Source organism: Lacinutrix iliipiscaria (assembly GCF_042686125.1).
GTDB lineage: Bacteria > Bacteroidota > Bacteroidia > Flavobacteriales > Flavobacteriaceae > Oceanihabitans > Oceanihabitans iliipiscarium.
Genome location: NZ_JBHUOV010000001.1, coordinates 560,233 through 577,752 on the forward strand (window position 1 = coordinate 560,233; position 17,520 = coordinate 577,752).

Sequence of the window (17,520 nt, forward strand, 5' to 3'; positions counted from 1 at the left end):
ATTATTTCTTTAGCGAGCAAATATAATACTATTTCGTTAGATTTAAGGCTTCCATTTTGTCTGCCAATTTTCTGTCGTTTGATAAACGTGGTAATTTATTTTGGCCTCCAAGTTTTCCAATAGACTTCATATAGTCTTGAAAGCCTCCTTTTTTTATTTTAGTAATCTTTAAAGGTTGTAAAACCTTGCCTTGAATTAAGTCATAATAATAACTGTTTTGTTGTTGCAATAATACATCTATTTTTTTCGCTAATGAGGAAAGGTTTTCGGGTTCCTTTTCAAATTCAATAAACCATTCGTGATATGGCAGGCCTTCATTTGGATTAATTTGAGGTGCCACCGAAAATTCTGAAACTTCCACCTTTTCATCTTTAATCGCTTCTTGTATCGCTTGCTCAACTTCCTTACCAATAACATGTTCTCCAAAAGCAGAAATAAAATGTTTTATTCTTCCTGAAACAATAACTCGATATGGTTTTGTTGAAGTAAACTCTACAGTATCACCAATATTATAAGCCCAAAGTCCAGCGTTCGTTGAAATAAGCATCACATAGTTTACACCAAGTTCTACATCAGCAATGGTCATACGTTTTGGGTTCTCGTTAAAAAACTCTTCAGCTTTAATAAACTCATAAAAAATACCTGAATTTAATTGAAGAAGCATTCCTTTTTCACCTTGCTGGTCTTGAAAGGCAAAAAACCCTTCACTTGCTGGATACAGTTCTATACTATCAACTTTTCGCCCAATAAGGTTTTCAAATTTAGCTCTATAAGGTTCGTAATTTACACCTCCGAAAATAAATAGGTTAAAATTCTTAAAAATATCTCCTATTTTCTTTCCTGTTCTCTCTTGTAGCTTTTCAAAATACATTTGAACCCAGGATGGAATTCCGGAAATAATAGTCATGTTCTCTGGCAATGTTTCATCAACAATGGCATTAACTTTTGTTTCCCAATCTTCAATACAATTAGTTTTTAAAGATGGCATTCTGTTTTTTTGAAGGTATTTCGGAACATAATGTGCAACGATTCCTGAAAGCCTTCCTAATTGAATCCCGTTTTGCTTTTCTAAAATTGGACTCCCTTGTAAAAAAATCATTTTACCATCTACAAATTTCGCATTTCCCGTTTCATGGATATACATCAAAATAGCATTTCTAGCAGCTTCAACATGAGTCGGCATACTTTCTTTTGTGATGGGGATGTATTTAGCACCTGAAGTGGTTCCAGAGGTTTTCGCAAAATAAATAGGTTTGCCTTTCCATAGGATATTTTCCTGACCCTCTACAACTTTTTCTATATAAGGTTTCAATGCCTCATAGTCCCTAACTGGCACACGTTTTATAAAATCGTTATAGTTATTAATGTTTTTAAAATCATGATCTTTTCCAAATTGAGTTGCAGAAGCTTTACTAATTAAATTCTGAAACACTTTGTTTTGAGTGCTTAAAGGGTTATTAGCCCATTTTTGAACAGACTTATAAACACGTTTTGCGAAAGGTTTTGCTAAAGCTGATTTTAATGATAGCATTATTTATTATGTGTATTAAACCAATTAAAAATTAGGTCGTTTCTTCTTTGTTTAAAATTTGATAAACTATGATTTCCACCTTCAAAAATTTCATACTGAAACTCGGTTTTGTTAGATATTTTTAAAGAATCTATTATTTGTTGTGCCTCTTTTAAAGTTACCGCTTTATCGTCTGTACCATGTAGTATAAGAACAGGTTTGTTTATTTTATTGTGCCAATATACAGCAGATCTTTTAATATACTCATTTTTAAATTGAATAGAATCTCCAATTAATGGCTTCATTACATTATCATACATTTCCTGCCTAAACCTTGCGCCTTCAAATAAATTAGAAGGTGCGCCAACAACAGCAAGGCTATTTATATTGTTTGTTAATTTAGATATTTGATAGGTGTTCATTCCGCCTCTGGAGTAACCTAAAACATGAATGTTTCTTGGGTCGACAAAGTCTAAGTCTCTTGCAATGCTTATTAGTTTTAAAATATCATTTAAGTCTTTCCCTCCAAATTCATCAACACCTTCGCTTGCTATATTACCTCTTAATTGGGAGGCTAAAACCACATAGCCTTCTGAAGCTAAAAAATTTAAATAATTAAGACTATTGGGTAATATCATACCATAGCTCTGGTTGCCGCCTCTACAAAAAACAATTGCAGGAAGCTTAGAGTTTGCTTGGGTTTGTTTCGGTTTAGCGATATAGCCTTCAATAGCTAAGTCATCTGAGATGTAATTAATTTTATATGTTTCAATATTGTTAATATGAAACGCTTCGGTAGTATTTAAAAGTTGTTGCGATATTATTTGATGATGAAAAGTGTTCCCTAACTTTTCTTTACAAGAAGAAAAACAGACAATTAAACCAAAGACGCCAGGAAAGAATACCTTTTTATAGAAAAATAGTTTCATTCAAAATCTATAAAGTTGGTTGGATTGATAGGATAACCATCACTCCATAATTCAAAATGTAAATGTGGACCAGTGGTTAACTCTCCTGTATTTCCTGACATCGCAATAACTTCGCCTGATTTTACTAAATCTCCTTGAGCTTTTGTTAGTGAGGCATTGTGTTTATACACAGAAATTAATCCGTGACTATGTTCAATAAGTATAACATGTCCAGTTCCTGTGGTCCAATCGGCAAAAATTACTGTGCCATCAGCAGTGGCTTTTATTGGTGTATCTTTAGGAACAACAATATCTACTGCATAATGTTTCTCTTTCGCATTATACGTTTCGGTAATGGTTCCATTTACTGGAGGAAACAAGACAAAATTGGCTTTCGTTGCTGATTCAAATAAATTGTATTTATCTTCTTTATCAACTTTCTCTCTTAGCAGAGAATCTTCTTTAGTTGGAGATAAGTTAATTTCACTGACCTCTAATTTTGCGGCTTCAATTATTGAATCTCTATTAAAATCTATGCTACTTAATTCGCCATGTAAGACTTTCTTTATTGAGGAGAAATAACGTTCATTTACAGCTATAACTTTTTCTAAAGAATCTGTTTTATGATTTAAGATTGTTGCTTTCTTTTTTAAGGCTGTTGAAGAATACCCAGGAATGTATTCCTTTAATGGAGTAAACGCAATTAAAACAGTGGTTGCTGCGACTAAAAATATAGAGGAAATAGCTAATAAAACAAAAACGTTTAATCGTGTTAATTTAAAAGACAAACGCTCTTCAAAAGTGTCTTCGTTAAGTATAACGAGTCTATACTTGTGCAAGAGCTTTTTCGCTATTTTCTTTTCTTTTTTTTGATTACTCATAGTAAACCCAAATTTAAATAAAATAATCTCAAGAGCTATTTACTTTGTATTAAAGTTGTGTTTTAAAACGATAATATTAAACTTTAATTATTAACTTTGTACTAAATTCTAAGATTATGACTTTAAATATGATTCCTCTTGTTATTGGTTGGCCACAAATAGTATTGATAGCTGTTGTTATATTACTCATTTTTGGTGGTAAAAAAATACCCGAACTTATGCGTGGTCTTGGTAGTGGTATTAAAGAGTTTAAAGACGCTAGCAAAGAAGAAGAAGAAAATAAAAGCGAATAGTTTCATTTGCTTTTAAATATTTAAAAAAAACCAACGTTATACGTTGGTTTTTTTGTGTTAAAGATTGATGCGATATCCTTTTGCTTGCAAAAGATTAAGCGGAAAGCTTGGTCTTGAGCACAGCGAAAAGAAACACCCTAATTAATTTTAATAGACTTCACAATGGCCTCTAGTTCAAACATATAATCACGTTTAGCTACAGAAGGCGCAAAGGCGAAAGCCTCGACAACAACATAGCGTTGATTGGCTGGATCTGCAATCATATAATTTACAAATGGTCCAGACATGAAGGCGTTTTCCATATCCCAAATACCTTTAGTTTCTATTGCTGGTTTTTGGTCTATAGTAATTTCTGAAAGGAAAGGTGCATAAGCATCTTCTGTAATCATGTAAGCCTCTTCTGTTGGTCCAGGAATGTAAGCTTTATTTATAGAATCTCTAATCTTTACAATTTGATTGATTAAAGTTTCATTTTTGGTGATTGAATTGTATGGCAATTCATATAATAGCAAGTTGGTTGTTCCTGTGGTAATGTCTTTTCTAATCCAATAAAATGACCCTTCTTCCTTGGCTATTCTATAAGCGCTTGGAAAGTCTATTGAAACGCCTAATTTGTCTTGAATTGTGTTGTTTTTATGAAGTGATAATTTAATTCTTCGTTGTTTTTCTTTAAGTTCTTCATTTTTAAAAGCTGAAATAATTTTTCCTGCTTGGTCTTTAATTTGAGATACAATATCTGCATTAGTTTTTCCTGTGACCAAAACAACTTTTTGTGGTTTAGCATATACATCACTTGCAATTTTAACAGCTGCTGAGTCGTGGCCTTTTTCAATTTTTAAAATCGTTCTGTTTTTAGTGACAAAATCTGAAAACACTTGTGATGGGATTTGCGCCATTGAAAACATTGGTTCGTCTTGATTTAAGCCGTAAATTGGAGCAGCAAGCACCTCTCTTATGGTTTCACCTACAGAACCTTCCCAAAGCTCATTATCGATAACCACTGAAATGTTATTTAATGTTCCTGAAGATTCTGATAGTATTCTTTTTTTAGGAGATTTACTGTCTTCACAAGACATAAATAGTGTGATTGCAAAAGCAATACAAAGAAAATTTCGCATAATTGTTAGTTTTTTAGAATGGAATTACCCTTTAGATATTACAAGCGTCATTCCTGGTTTTAAATTATTACCACTAATATCATTCCAATCTCGAATATTTTGCACAGAAACTCCAGGAAATTTTTGTGAAATACTCCATAAAGAGTCTCCACTTTTAACAGTATAGGTTTTACTATTTGAAGAAACCACAGTCTTTGCTTGCTTTTGCGTGCTACTCGATGAGCCTCCTGAAGGGTTTCTTGGGTAAATGGTTAAGCGTTGGCCAATGCGTAAATTATTGCTTCGTAAACCATTCCACTGTTTAAGCTGACTTACACGCACGCCAAACTTACGTGCGATTTTTCCGAGATAATCTCCAGATTTTACTTTGTATCTGATTTTACTTTCGGATTTAAAAAATTGTGGTAGTGGTTTTTCGCGTTTATCAAATTCGGCTTTTGCTAAAGCATAAATTGCTGTTTCATTGTTGACGAATTTTCCAATAGCTTCTCTTGGTAAACGCAGCGTGTAATTCTTATCTTTTATAAATGGAATAATATCTAATTTATATGAAGGATTTAAAAACTGAAGGGTTTCAATATTTACTTCTGTCGCTTCACTGACTTGATCTAAAGTAATCATTTGCTTCACTCTTACAGTATCAGTTTCTATATATTGAAACTCAGGTTTTACAGGTTTAAAACCATGTTCTTCTGCAAATTCAAAGATGTACATCGTTGCTAAAAATGCTGGTACATATCCTGCGGTTTCACGTGGAAGGTTGTGTCGTATATTCCAATAATTTTGATAACCTCCTGACCTTCTAATGGCTTTACTAACATTTCCTGGTCCTGAATTATAAGCTGCAAGTGCTAAATCCCAATCGCCAAAAATCTCGTAAAGTTTTGATAAATATACTGAGGCTGCTTCTGTAGATTTAATAGGATCGCTACGTTCATCGACATAACTACTTACGTCTAATCCGTATTGCTTTCCAGTAGCAAACATAAATTGCCATAAACCTGTGGCGCCAACACGAGATCTAGCTCTGGGTTTTAAAGCAGATTCGACAATAGATAAATACTTCATTTCTAAAGGAATGTTGTAGTTATCCAGTTCTCGTTCAAACATTGGGAAGTAATAATGACTTAATCCCATTAATTTTTCAAACGATTTTCTTCGATTTTTAAGAAAGGATTTGATAACGCTTTCTAGTGACGGATTGTATTCAACATTAAAAGGGGTTCTCGCGTTAAGCTCAGCTAGCCTAGCTTTTAAAGTGTCTGTAGGTAATTCTGGATAGTAAACATCTTTATAATCTAATTCGGAAACGGTTCTGTAAATCGTATCAAATAAAGAAGTGCTATATAATTCTTCAAGCCATTTTTCGTCTAATTGAGAAGCATGTTCATGGTCCTTAAATTCTACAATTGAATCTAGTTGTTCTAAAGATTTAATCTCTTTTTTATAAAAGGCTTGACCATCTATAACAGTATCGATGATATATTTTTCGCCAGCTTCTAATTCTTGTTCAGTAAGCTTTTGCGAAGTGTTCGACACCTGTAAAGTATCTTGAGCATTTAAGACGCTAAAGCTTAAAAAAGTAAGGCCTATAAAAAAAATCTGTAACCGCATAGTTTAATATTAACGTCTCATTAAAACGTGAAACATGCTAAATTCGTGTTTTTTATTAAAAATAAAAAATGAACTCTAATTTGTATCATCTAGAATAGCTGCTATTCCAGGTAATGTTTTACCTTCTAAGCTTTCAAGCATCGCACCACCTCCAGTACTCACGTAGCTTACTTGGTCTTCAAAGCCAAACTGTTTTACAGCAGCAACAGAATCACCACCTCCAACAAGTGAAAACGCTCCGTTTTTAGTAGCATTAGCAATGGCATGTCCAAGAGCGATAGTCCCTTTCGCAAAGTTTTCCATTTCAAAAACACCTAATGGACCATTCCATAAAATGGTTTTAGATTGTGCTATAATATTTGCAAAATCTGCTTCTGTATGCGGACCAACATCTAATCCCATCCATCCTTCAGGAATATTATTTACTGCACAGGTGTTGGTATGTGCATCATTACTAAAATCATCTGCTATTATAGCGTCAGTTGGTAAATGCACTTGTACATTTTTGGATTTAGCTTTTTCTAATATCTCTAGAGCAAGTTCCATTTTGTCCTCTTCAACTAATGAATTTCCTATACTTCCACCTTGAGATTTAATAAAGGTAAAAGTCATTCCGCCACCAATAATTAAATGATCTATTTTATCTAGAATATTATCTATTATCGTAATTTTTGAAGATACTTTTGCACCTCCAAGTATAGCGGTTACTGGTTTTTCTCCAGTTTCCATAACTTTTTTTATGCTTTCGATTTCTTGGGCTAATAAGTAGCCAAAACATTTATGGTCAGGAAAAAATTGCGCAACAACTGTTGTAGATGCATGAGCGCGATGGGCAGTACCAAAAGCATCATTAACATAAATATCTCCTAGTTTAGATAAAGCTTCAGCAAAATTTTTGTCGCCAGATTTTTCTTCGTCATGAAAACGTAAGTTTTCTAATAGCAAAACCTCACCTGGTTGTAGGTTTTGTGCTGCTGCTTCAGCGTCCTCGCCAACACAATTTGAAACAAACTTGGTTTCAACACCAATAATATCTTCTACTTTTTTAGCAATGTGACGTAAGGAAAATTCATCTTGAACTCCTTTAGGTCGTCCTAAATGCGACATTAAAATGCAGCTGCCTCCATCTTCAAGAATTTTAATAATTGTTGGTTTAGCCGATTCTATTCTGGTTGAATCGGTAACTTCAAAGTTTTCATTTAATGGGACATTAAAATCCACTCTAATTAGAGCTTTTTTATTGTCGAAGTTAAAATCGTTAAGCGTTTTCATTTAGCTAGTTTATAAAAATTGCATCATTAATTTAAATCGCTAAGGTCTTTAAAAATAATAAACTGCGCAATTTTTAATTGAGGTTACTTTTAGTGTTTGGTTTTAATGATAAAAACTATATTTGTGACATGCTTTTTAGTAATATTTTAGGACAAAAACATATAAAAAACCATTTAACTCAAAGTGTTGATAATGGTCGTATTGCACATGCACAACTATTTGTTGGTCCTGAAGGTTCTGGCACTTTACCTATGGCAATTGCTTATGCTCGATATCTTTTATGTCAAAATACTAATGGTGAAAACACAAATGGTAATGAGGCTTGTAATATAAAGTTTAATACTTTTTCTCATCCAGATTTACACTTTGCGTTCCCAGTAACAACAAGTGATAAAGTTAAAAGTAAGCCTGTCTCTAGTTATTATTTAGAAGAATGGAGGCAATTATTAAACGAACAGCCTTATGGTAATTTATTTGATTGGTACAAGTTGCTTGGTGTAGATAATAAGCAAGGACAAATTGGTGTAGATGAAGCTCATGAAATCGTTAAATCACTTACTTTAAAATCTTATGAAGGTGGTTACAAGGTCATGCTAATTTGGATGGCTGAAAAAATGAATACTGCTGCTGCTAATAAGTTGCTAAAACTCATCGAAGAGCCACCAAATAAAACTGTTTTTATTCTCATTGCTGAAGATGAAGAACAGATAATTAATACGATTAAGTCGAGATGTCAAATTTTACATTTTCCGCCTTTAGCCGAAAACGATATAAAACAAGGATTGCTTAATCAATATAATTTAGATGAAACCGTTGCAACAAAAATCGCACATCAATCTAATGGAAATTACAATAAAGCATGTGATTTAGTTTATCAAGATAGTGAAGATTTGCAATTTGAAACTTGGTTTGTATTTTGGATTAGAAGCGCCTTTAAGGCTAAAGGAAATAAAGCCGCAATACATGATTTAATTTCTTGGAGCGAAGACATCTCAAAAACAGGGCGTGAAACTCAAAAACAATTCCTTCATTTCTGTTTAGATTTTTTCAGACAAGCATTACTCATGAACTATAAGGCAAACGATTTGGTTTATTTTGAACCAAAAACAGAGCAGTTTAAGCTAGAAAATTTTGCGCCTTTTATTCATGATAATAATATCATGGATATCTCAAATGAATTGCAGGACGCCATTTATCATATCGAGCGTAATGGTAATTCTAAAATTATACTTACCGATTTATCTATAAAGCTCACCAGATTGTTGCATAAAAAAAGTCAGGCAATTACCTGACTTTTAGCATTTTATAGCATAAAGCATTTTACTTTTTATATGATGCATTTAAAGCTTCGATAATAATTTCTGTTAAATCGTTTTCTTCAGTACCATACAATACGCTAGCTGCAGCATCACTAGTTCCTAAAATATAAGTATATCCGTTTTTCTTTCCATAATCTTTTACAAAAGCTTTAACTTTTATAATTGCAGAATCTATTTCAACTTGAAATGCTTGTTGCATTTGTTGCTGTTCAAACTGAGTTTGTTGCTGTAAGTATTGTTGTTTTTGGGTAAGTGCTTGATATTTTTCTTGCGCTTTAGTTTGAGACAGCTTTTCTGCTTCTAATTGAAAGGCTTGAGCTTCTAACTGAAAAGCCTGAGCTATACTATCGGTTTTCCTTTTAAAAACATCATCTAAAGCTTTAAATTTTTCTTCAACTTCTATTTTACCTTGATACTCATTAATAACTTTTCCGTTATCCATATAGGCGATTTTTTGTTGCTGACAAGATGTAAAAACAAAAACAGTTATAAGAGCTAATATTATTTTTTTCATAAATGAAAGGTTTTATATTTTTTTTAATCAGCGCAAATGTAAAAAAAGGAATGGAATTTACACCCATAAATATTATTTATGTAAAAAACCACAATCATAGCTTAATGTTATTAAAAAACAGCCTATATAAGCGCTTTTAAGCGCTTTTTAAAAAACAAAGGTGTGGTGTGTTGAAAAACTGTTTTAAACTTAAATAAAAAGAATGTAGCGCGGAATTAGCAATTTTTTATCACATAAATCAAAGAAGAGTACTCTCCAGAGGATTTTGCTTTTAAATTAGATTGGAAACCTATCCAAAAAGCTTTAAATGGATTCATAATTCCTTTTTTATACTTTTCTGAAAGTAGGCTTACATAATAAGCATCATATTTCATTGGAAGTGTTTTTACAACACACATTTTTTCTGAAGCAAAAAGTGATTTCATCGCCTCTTGATTAAAGTGCCAAAGATGTCTTGGCACATCAAAAGCAGCCCAAAAATTCTTGTAATATTTAGCGTCAAAACTTTTATGATTAGGCACAGCAATAATTAAAACACCATCAGTCTTTAAAAGTTTTTTAAAAACTGATATCTGATTTTGAAGATTGGGTAAATGTTCTAGAACATGCCAAAGTGAAATCACATCAAAACTTTTATTTTTAAATCGAGCAGAATCAATAGTTTCAAAAACAGCATTATTTGTCTTTTGATTTGCTATAGCTCGAGCTTGTTCGTTAGGTTCTATTCCAAATATATTCCAATTGTAATTTTGAGCAACTTTTAAAAAATCTCCTGTTCCGCAGCCAAAATCTAAAAGATTTTTTTCACTAGTACTTAAAGCATCTATTAGTTTTAACTTTTGTTTTAATGCTACTTTCCGAACGACATGATATGCTTTTTCAAATAAATTTCTTTGTGTATCAGTGTGTGAAATATAATCTTCGGTTTTATAATACTGAGGCAATTTATCTTCGGATGGTAATGGTGATGTTTCTAAATAACCGTAAGTTTTATTAAGTTTTAAATTGAATATTTCTCCAGAAACAGAATGATCTTTAACCGTTAAATATGTGTCGTTTTCTTTCATTTAAAACTAACGTTCCACGTGGAACACTTGATTATTATCTTCCCATATAAACTAACAAAACAGAAATGTCATTAGGAGACACTCCGCTTATTCTTGAGGCTTGAGCTATAGAGGTTGGCTGTATATTTTTAAGCTTTTCACGTGCTTCTAAACTCATAGACTTAATTTGTGAATAGTCGAAATTTTCAGGGATTTTTACATATTCTAGTCGACTAAGTTTATCTGCATTGTTTTTTTCTTTTTCAATATAACCTGAATATTTAACCTGGATTTCTGTTTGCTCAATGACTTCACTATCCAAATTATTTTCCTGTATGTAGTTCTCTACCGCTTCAAATTGTCTCACATCATCTATTGTGATATTTGGTCTAGAAAACAACTTAAACATTTTATCTTGTTGCTTAACCTTGGTTGAATTTTTAGCCTCCAAAATAGGATTAGCTTCAGTTGGAGTAACACTTGTGTTTTTAAAAAATTGGACAAACTTTTCGGCTTGTTCATGCTTTTCCTCCATACGTTTTAATCTTTTCTCACTAGCTAATCCTAGATCAAATCCTTTAGGTGTTAATCGTAAATCAGCATTATCCTGACGTAATAGTGTTCTATATTCTGCGCGAGAAGTAAACATTCTATAAGGCTCTTCTGTACCTTTAGTTATTAAATCGTCTATTAAAACACCTATATAAGCTTCATCTCTTTTTAAAGTAAAAGGCTCTTTTTCTTGTACTTTTAAACTTGCATTAATACCAGCCATCAAACCTTGCGATGCTGCTTCTTCATAACCTGTTGTTCCGTTAATCTGTCCTGCAAAATACAGCCCTTCTATTAACTTGGTTTCAAGTGTGTGTTTTAATTGAGTAGGTGGAAAATAATCGTACTCAATGGCATATCCTGGGCGGAAAAACTTAACATTTTCAAATCCTACAACTGAACGCATGGCTTTAAATTGAACATCTTCAGGTAAAGAAGTTGAAAAACCATTCACATAGAATTCGACTGTGTTCCAGCCTTCTGGTTCTACGAATAATTGATGTCTATCTTTATCTGCAAAGCGATTTATTTTATCTTCTATTGAAGGACAATATCTAGGACCTAAACTTTTTATTCTACCATTAAACATTGGAGAACGATCAAAACCTTCTCTCAGTAAATCGTGTACCTGCTCACTTGTATAAGTCATATGGCAAGAACGTTGTTTGGTTAAAGGTTTAGTAAGGTCTAGGTAAGAAAATTTTTCTGGGTTTTCATCTCCTGGTTGCTCTATCATTTTTGAAAAATCTAGGGAACGACCATCTACTCTTGGTGGTGTACCTGTTTTCATCCTTCCTGAATCAAAGCCTAAATTCACCAACTGCTCCGTTATTCCAGTTGCAGCTCTTTCACCTGCTCTTCCTCCACCAAAATTTTTATCTCCTATATGAATCAATCCGTTTAAAAAAGTGCCATTAGTTAACACTACAGATTTCCCTCTTACTTCAATTCCAAGCGAGGTTTTTACACCTACAACTTTGTCATTTTCTATCACTAAGCCAGAAACCATTTCTTGGTAAAAATCAAGATTGGGTGTTTGTTCTAGCATTAATCTCCAGTCTTCTGCAAAACGCATGCGATCACTTTGAACCCTTGGACTCCACATGGCTGGGCCTTTCGACTTGTTTAGCATTTTAAACTGAATCGCAGAGGTATCACTTACAATACCACTATAACCACCAAGCGCATCAATTTCTCGGACAATTTGGCCTTTAGCAATTCCGCCCATAGCTGGATTACAAGACATTTGAGCTATGTTTTGTAAATTCATTGTAATGAGTAGTGTTTTACTTCCCATATTTGCAGCAGCTGCAGCAGCTTCGCTTCCTGCGTGACCAGCTCCAACAACAATAACATCATATGTATCTAAAAATAAACCCATTGTAGTGTTCCACGTGGAACAATTAGTTTTTAATAAAATTAGTTTGCAAATATACGTGCTTTTAATGAATTCTATCCTATTTGATTAAGGTAGTGATTTTCCTTTTCTCGCATGAGCTTAGCGTCATGCTCTGTTTTATCTTTGTAACCACAGTAATGTAAAACACCATGAACTATGACGCGATATAATTCTTCAAAGAATTTTACATTAAAATCTTTAGCATTGTCTTCTACTCTTTCAGTAGAGATAAAAATATCTCCTTGTATGTTTTTTCCTACAGAATAATCAAAGCTAATAATGTCAGTCAAGGTGTCATGATTAAGAAACTCAACATTTAATTTATGTAAATAATCATCGTCACAAAACACATAATTGATTTCATCTATGGTACAGCCTTCAGAAATAATAACATCAGAAATCCATTTAGAGATTTCAGGTTCATTATTTAATTTAAAATCATTTTCGTAATTAAAACTAATCATTGCTTTGCTTAAAATACTCTTGTACTTTCTTTTTGTAAACTGGTTGCAAAGGTAGGCTTTGTCTATTTAATATTTCTGTAGTATTAAAATATTGTTTTGCAGTAGGGATTTGATTATTTGTGTTGTTATTGAATTCTTTTTTATTAGGTTCAGATTCTCTTTTTTCTTCTTGACCTTGTTGAAATGTAGCGTTATCTAGTTTTAATAATTGATGCTGCAATTGCATCATTTTCTCCATGGTTTTATTTGTAAATCCTTTATTTAACAAATCCATTTCAACTTGTTCCATTTGTTTTACCAAATTACTTCCTACTCCGCTTTTACCTTCTTTTGCTAATCGATCTTGAAGTGCTTGTCGAATTTGTTGTTGTTGTTGATATATTCTGTACAGCTCTCCATTAAGCTCTTCGTTTGAGCCTTCGCCTTCACCTTGCTGACTGCCTCCTTCTCCTTCTTTACCATTTTTTCCTTCTCCTTTATCTTTTCCATCCTTGCCTTTTTGACCCTCTTTTCCTTGATCTCCTTCTTCAGGCTTTCCTTTCTCGCCTTTTTTCACTCCTTCTTGCATTTCTTTATTAAGCTGTTCTTGACTCTTAATAATGTCTGGCAACCCTTCTTCGCCTTCACCTTGTCCAGGCTTAGGTTGGCCTTGTCCGCCTTGACCTTGACCATTCATTTCCATTTGCATATTGTCTAGCGTATCACTTAAAATATCAGCTAAATTATTTGCTGATGTAATGGCGTATTGTTGATTAGAAATGCCTTTATAGATTTGATTTTCTGAAAACTGATCTAAAGCTTTATCAATATTAAAAAACACTTCTGTAATCTCTTTATTAACGCGTTCGGAAATTTTAGGTTGACGTAAAGACAAAGCGAAAAGACTATCGTCAATATGCGAAAAATGCTCTCTTAAATTATGTTGTTTACGCAAATACGAAGCGTACTTATTATGATTCACTTCAACCTTATCAAATTGATTCATTAAAGCTTCCTCATCAAAAGAAAAGACCACTAAATTATCTAATATTTGTCTTAGCATCTCAGCATCCTCTTGGTTATCGCTTTGCTGGCCTTGCATCATGCTTTGCATCATTTTCTCGCTCATTTGTTGCATTTTTTTGGCTGCATTTTTTTGACTTTGTTGAGCGTTTTTTTGACTTTGTTTTTGTTGCTCTTGAGCTTTTTGTTGCTCTTCTAAACTTTCTTCTTTAGTCGATTCTTCAATTTGCTCCTTTTTCTGAAGTTCATTAGAAGCGTCTTTTTGCAAAACATCAACTTCGGCTTCATCTATCTTTTCTCGAGGCATATCGATGGGCTTTTTCAATTCTTCATTGTCTTTTTCCAAGGCATCCATATCCTTTTGGAACTCTTCAAACTTTTTATTTAGTTCATCCTGCTTTTCTTTAGTGTTTTCTTTTTCAGGTTTATTAGATAACGCTTCTTGATCTTTAGCAAGTTTTTCTAGTGCTTGTTGAAGCTTTTCTAACTTTTTTGTGACGTAATACTTCTTTGTAAGCTCAAGCAGTTGTTCTAAACTTCGCTTTTGGGTTTTATTTTGTTTCGCTAATTTTTCGAGCTTATCACTCAACTCCTCTTTGCTGATTTTTTCACGGAGTTTCTCTAACTCTTCAAGTAGTTTTTCGTCTTGTTTAAGCTGTTCTACATTTTCTTGAAGTCGTTCTTTTAAATCTTCTTTAAATGGGTCTTTCTCTTCATTTTGTTGAAATTCCTCCAAGTTTTCTTTTAATTTCTTATTGAAGTTTTTCATCATCTCCTCCTGCTGTTCTTGACGCTTCAAAAAGTTTTCTAATTTACGTTTATCATTAAAATTAAGTTCCGATTTTTCTTTTTGGGTTTTAGAGAGTTCTTGAAGCTCCTTTTCTCTTTCTTCAAATTTTTCTAATGATTTATTTAAGTCTTGAATGGTTTCATTTTGTTGCTGTAACTGCTTGTTTTCCGCTTCATCTTTAGTCAGTTTTCTATAAGAAAAAACTTCACTCTTAGTGCTTTTATACTTGTTAATGATATCATTATCAAACACTTGAAAATACAAATCATAACTAACACCTTCTGTTAAATTTAACTGGTTGGGAAATGCGCTAATAAATTCTGAAACATTTGATTTAGAAATCGGAATTTGCTCGGTTTGTTTAAGTTTTTCATCATCTGAGGGATAATACACCAATTGCAATTGGTGTAAACCATAATCATCACTTACTTGTCCATAAAAATATAAACTCTGCTGGTCTAAGCTATCGACCTGCATTTTTAAATTAAGCTCTGGATATTCATCACGAACCACATCAATATTAAAAGCTAAATTTTCATAATCTTTTAAATTAGTGTTGCTCGTTGTTAGGTTGTACTTAAAATCATTATACACGCGTTTAGAAGCCTCAAAAGCGCCATCTCCTTTGGTTAAAAACTCTAGTGTATCTTTTGCATATAAGTTTACTTTTTCTGTAGCTTTAGTATTGAGCTTCCATGTAATATTTGTGCCTTGAGGGACGACTGCATTTCCAGTGCTTTTTAACACCTCATCTTGCTTTTTTGTGTAACTAGGGTAATCTAAAACCATATCAAAATTCAGCAACATAGGTGCTTCAATAATTTTTAATGTATATGATTTTGATGTCACATTATTGGCTGAAAATTTAAAATTTATACTTTCACGTGGTTTCGATATCACATACTCAAAATCTCCAACAGCCTTTTGTTGTAAGAAATAAGATTCGTTATTGTAAGTAATTTGTACACTTTCTGGTATAACTTCTCCAGCGGTTTTAACTAAAATTTTAAAATCCTTATTTTCAACACCTTCTAATTTATCATTTATGACAAAAAATTGAAATGGTGCAGGCGGTTCATAGGCTGTTTTATAGTTCACTACACGTTCATAACTGTCACTAAACCAATCAAATTTTCCAGAAATTGAAGCTAATAATAAAACAAGTAAAGGAATTGCTGCATATTTAAGATACTTCGCGTTCTTCTGGAAATTAATAGCTAATTTAAATGGTATAGGTTTTAGCTCTGCTGATTTTTGTTCAATACTAGCTAAAAGCAATTCGGAATGTACCTCGGATTGGTTAAGCTGTAAAACATTAAGCAACTTGTCATTTACGTTAGGAAAATGCTTTCCTATTATACGCGAGGCGTCTTCATAATCTATTCCTTTTTGAAGCTTTAATAACTTCGCTAAAGGAAACGCTATAAACTTTGAAAAGAGCACCAATTCAACAGCAATAAAAAGCCAAAACAAAATAGTTCTTCCTAATGGACTTAGCCATAAAAAGTGTTCAATAAGTAGAGTAATTAAAAAGTACAACAAGCCAATACTAAAAAATAAAATAGCACCTTTAATAAGTTCATTAGTGTAATATTTTCTAATAAACTGCTCTAGTTTTACTTGTATGGTTTTAAAATTGTTCAACATATAAACATTTAACTTACTAAACTACAATTTTATTTTAACTCAATAATACTTAGTTTTGGTAACATTCTGTTAATTTTGATGAGGTACAAACAGATGTATCCTTTTAAAGGAAGAGAGAAAAACACATTTATAATGAAAGATCTTAAATATTTAGCCGCTTTTTCTATCCCGTTAATGGCATGTATAGGACTATATTATAAAGGTGTGTTTTCGTTTTTAGTTCCTGTTTATGCCTTTGTTTTACTACCTATATTAGAACTGGTTTTCCCTCTTGATACTAAAAATTTAGAAAAAGAAGATGTTGAAAACAAGCTAAAAAACAAGCTCTTTGATTGGTTGTTATACCTTAATGTGCCAATCGTGTTTAGTTTGTTGTATTTTACATTACGTTTGGTTTCCACTACAGTCTTGGAAAACTATGAAGTTATAGGTTTTACCATATCTATAGGTATTGTTTTAGCAATTAATGGTATTAATGTTGCCCATGAACTTGGCCACAGACAAAGTACCAACGAGCGCTTTCTTGGAAAAGCTTTACTTCTTCCTTCATTGTATATGCATTTTTATATAGAGCATAATTTTGGGCACCACCTACATGCGGCAACACCTGAAGATCCAGCAACAGCTAGATACAATCAAAGTGTGTATTCCTTTTGGTTGACTTCGGTTTATAGGCAATATTTTAAGTCATGGAAAATTCAAAAGACGCTCTTAAAAAACAATAACAAATCCTTTTTTTCGATAAAAAACGATATGCTTTGGTATAGCCTTTTTCAAATTGCTTATTTAACTATAGTTTACCTTTATTTTGGAACAACTGGTTTGGTATTTGCTCTTGTTGCTGGTATTATTGGTTTTATTCTTTTAGAAACTGTTAATTATATTGAACACTATGGCTTACTGCGTTTAAAAACGAAATCTGGTCGTTATGAGCGTGTTCGAGAAATTCATTCATGGAATTCCAACCATATTATAGGACGACTTGTTTTGTATGAACTTACGAGACATAGTGATCATCATTATAAATCTTCAAAAAAGTATCAAGTTTTAGATTGTCATGAGGAAAGTCCACAGATGCCTTATGGTTATCCAACCTCCATGCTCATCTCTTTGTGTCCTCCATTGTGGTTTAAAATTATGAATAAGCGTGTTCCACGTGAAATGATTTCTTCATAAAGAAACAATAAGAAT

The 17,520-nt window shown here is 32.6% G+C and carries 14 protein-coding genes; 3 read left to right on the forward strand and 11 right to left on the reverse strand.

Annotation, left to right across the window (positions count from 1 at the left end):
- Positions 1-28: 28 nt before the first annotated feature.
- The 3 genes from ACFS5M_RS02495 to ACFS5M_RS02505 are packed head-to-tail and all read right to left on the reverse strand — an operon-like array spanning position 29 to position 3,299.
- The gene (locus ACFS5M_RS02495; RefSeq protein WP_183485319.1) at positions 29-1,531 is read right to left on the reverse strand and encodes a GH3 auxin-responsive promoter family protein; all 1,503 of its coding nucleotides are present in this window, start codon (positions 1,529-1,531) and stop codon (positions 29-31) included.
- Complete coding sequence (locus tag ACFS5M_RS02500) at positions 1,531-2,439, reverse strand: alpha/beta hydrolase family protein (protein WP_183485322.1); 909 nt, start codon at positions 2,437-2,439, stop codon at positions 1,531-1,533. The genes ACFS5M_RS02495 and ACFS5M_RS02500 overlap by 1 nt, the downstream gene beginning before the upstream one ends.
- Entirely contained in the window at positions 2,436-3,299 is an 864-nt protein-coding gene (locus ACFS5M_RS02505) for a M23 family metallopeptidase (RefSeq protein WP_183485325.1), read from the reverse strand. Before ACFS5M_RS02505 ends, ACFS5M_RS02500 begins: the two co-directional genes overlap by 4 nt.
- 116 nt (positions 3,300-3,415) lie before the next feature.
- On the opposite strand from ACFS5M_RS02505, the gene ACFS5M_RS02510 reads away from it, so the two are divergent.
- Positions 3,416-3,592: a Sec-independent protein translocase subunit TatA/TatB gene (locus ACFS5M_RS02510; RefSeq protein ID WP_183485328.1), complete on the forward strand. Its 177-nt coding sequence runs from the start codon at positions 3,416-3,418 to the stop codon at positions 3,590-3,592.
- A gap of 137 nt (positions 3,593-3,729) precedes the next feature.
- Here the strand turns inward: ACFS5M_RS02510 and ACFS5M_RS02515 are convergent, their stop codons facing one another.
- From ACFS5M_RS02515 to ACFS5M_RS02525, 3 genes are all read right to left on the reverse strand, one after another.
- Positions 3,730-4,710 (reverse strand): DUF4837 family protein, encoded by a 981-nt coding sequence (locus ACFS5M_RS02515; protein ID WP_183485331.1) that lies wholly within the window; start codon positions 4,708-4,710, stop codon positions 3,730-3,732.
- Positions 4,711-4,734: 24 nt separating this feature from the next.
- Complete coding sequence (locus ACFS5M_RS02520) at positions 4,735-6,324, reverse strand: LysM peptidoglycan-binding domain-containing protein (protein WP_183485333.1); 1,590 nt, start codon at positions 6,322-6,324, stop codon at positions 4,735-4,737.
- 75 nt (positions 6,325-6,399) lie between these two features.
- A complete protein-coding gene (locus tag ACFS5M_RS02525) occupies positions 6,400-7,596 on the reverse strand; it encodes a phosphoglycerate kinase (RefSeq protein ID WP_183485336.1) in 1,197 nt (398 codons plus the stop codon).
- Positions 7,597-7,724: 128 nt separating this feature from the next.
- Here ACFS5M_RS02525 and ACFS5M_RS02530 point away from each other — a divergent pair, with 128 nt between their 5' ends.
- Positions 7,725-8,888 (forward strand): DNA polymerase III subunit, encoded by a 1,164-nt coding sequence (locus ACFS5M_RS02530; RefSeq protein WP_183485339.1) that lies wholly within the window; start codon positions 7,725-7,727, stop codon positions 8,886-8,888.
- Between the two features lie 28 nt (positions 8,889-8,916).
- Here ACFS5M_RS02530 and ACFS5M_RS02535 read toward each other — a convergent pair whose 3' ends face one another.
- From ACFS5M_RS02535 to ACFS5M_RS02555, 5 genes are all read right to left on the reverse strand, one after another.
- Positions 8,917-9,429: an OmpH family outer membrane protein gene (locus ACFS5M_RS02535; RefSeq protein ID WP_183485342.1), complete on the reverse strand. Its 513-nt coding sequence runs from the start codon at positions 9,427-9,429 to the stop codon at positions 8,917-8,919.
- A 215-nt stretch (positions 9,430-9,644) separates the two neighbouring features.
- A complete protein-coding gene (locus tag ACFS5M_RS02540; protein WP_183485344.1) occupies positions 9,645-10,496 on the reverse strand; it encodes a class I SAM-dependent methyltransferase in 852 nt (283 codons plus the stop codon).
- Between the two features lie 34 nt (positions 10,497-10,530).
- On the reverse strand, positions 10,531-12,408 hold the full coding sequence (mnmG, locus tag ACFS5M_RS02545) for a tRNA uridine-5-carboxymethylaminomethyl(34) synthesis enzyme MnmG (protein ID WP_183485346.1): 1,878 nt from the start codon (positions 12,406-12,408) through the stop codon (positions 10,531-10,533).
- Positions 12,409-12,479: 71 nt separating this feature from the next.
- Positions 12,480-12,890 (reverse strand): rRNA maturation RNase YbeY, encoded by a 411-nt coding sequence (gene ybeY, locus ACFS5M_RS02550; protein WP_183485348.1) that lies wholly within the window; start codon positions 12,888-12,890, stop codon positions 12,480-12,482.
- The gene (locus tag ACFS5M_RS02555; protein ID WP_379897775.1) at positions 12,883-16,329 is read right to left on the reverse strand and encodes a DUF4175 family protein; all 3,447 of its coding nucleotides are present in this window, start codon (positions 16,327-16,329) and stop codon (positions 12,883-12,885) included. The genes ybeY and ACFS5M_RS02555 overlap by 8 nt, the downstream gene beginning before the upstream one ends.
- 132 nt (positions 16,330-16,461) lie before the next feature.
- On the opposite strand from ACFS5M_RS02555, the gene ACFS5M_RS02560 reads away from it, so the two are divergent.
- Positions 16,462-17,505: an alkane 1-monooxygenase gene (locus ACFS5M_RS02560; RefSeq protein WP_183485350.1), complete on the forward strand. Its 1,044-nt coding sequence runs from the start codon at positions 16,462-16,464 to the stop codon at positions 17,503-17,505.
- Positions 17,506-17,520: the final 15 nt, after the last annotated feature.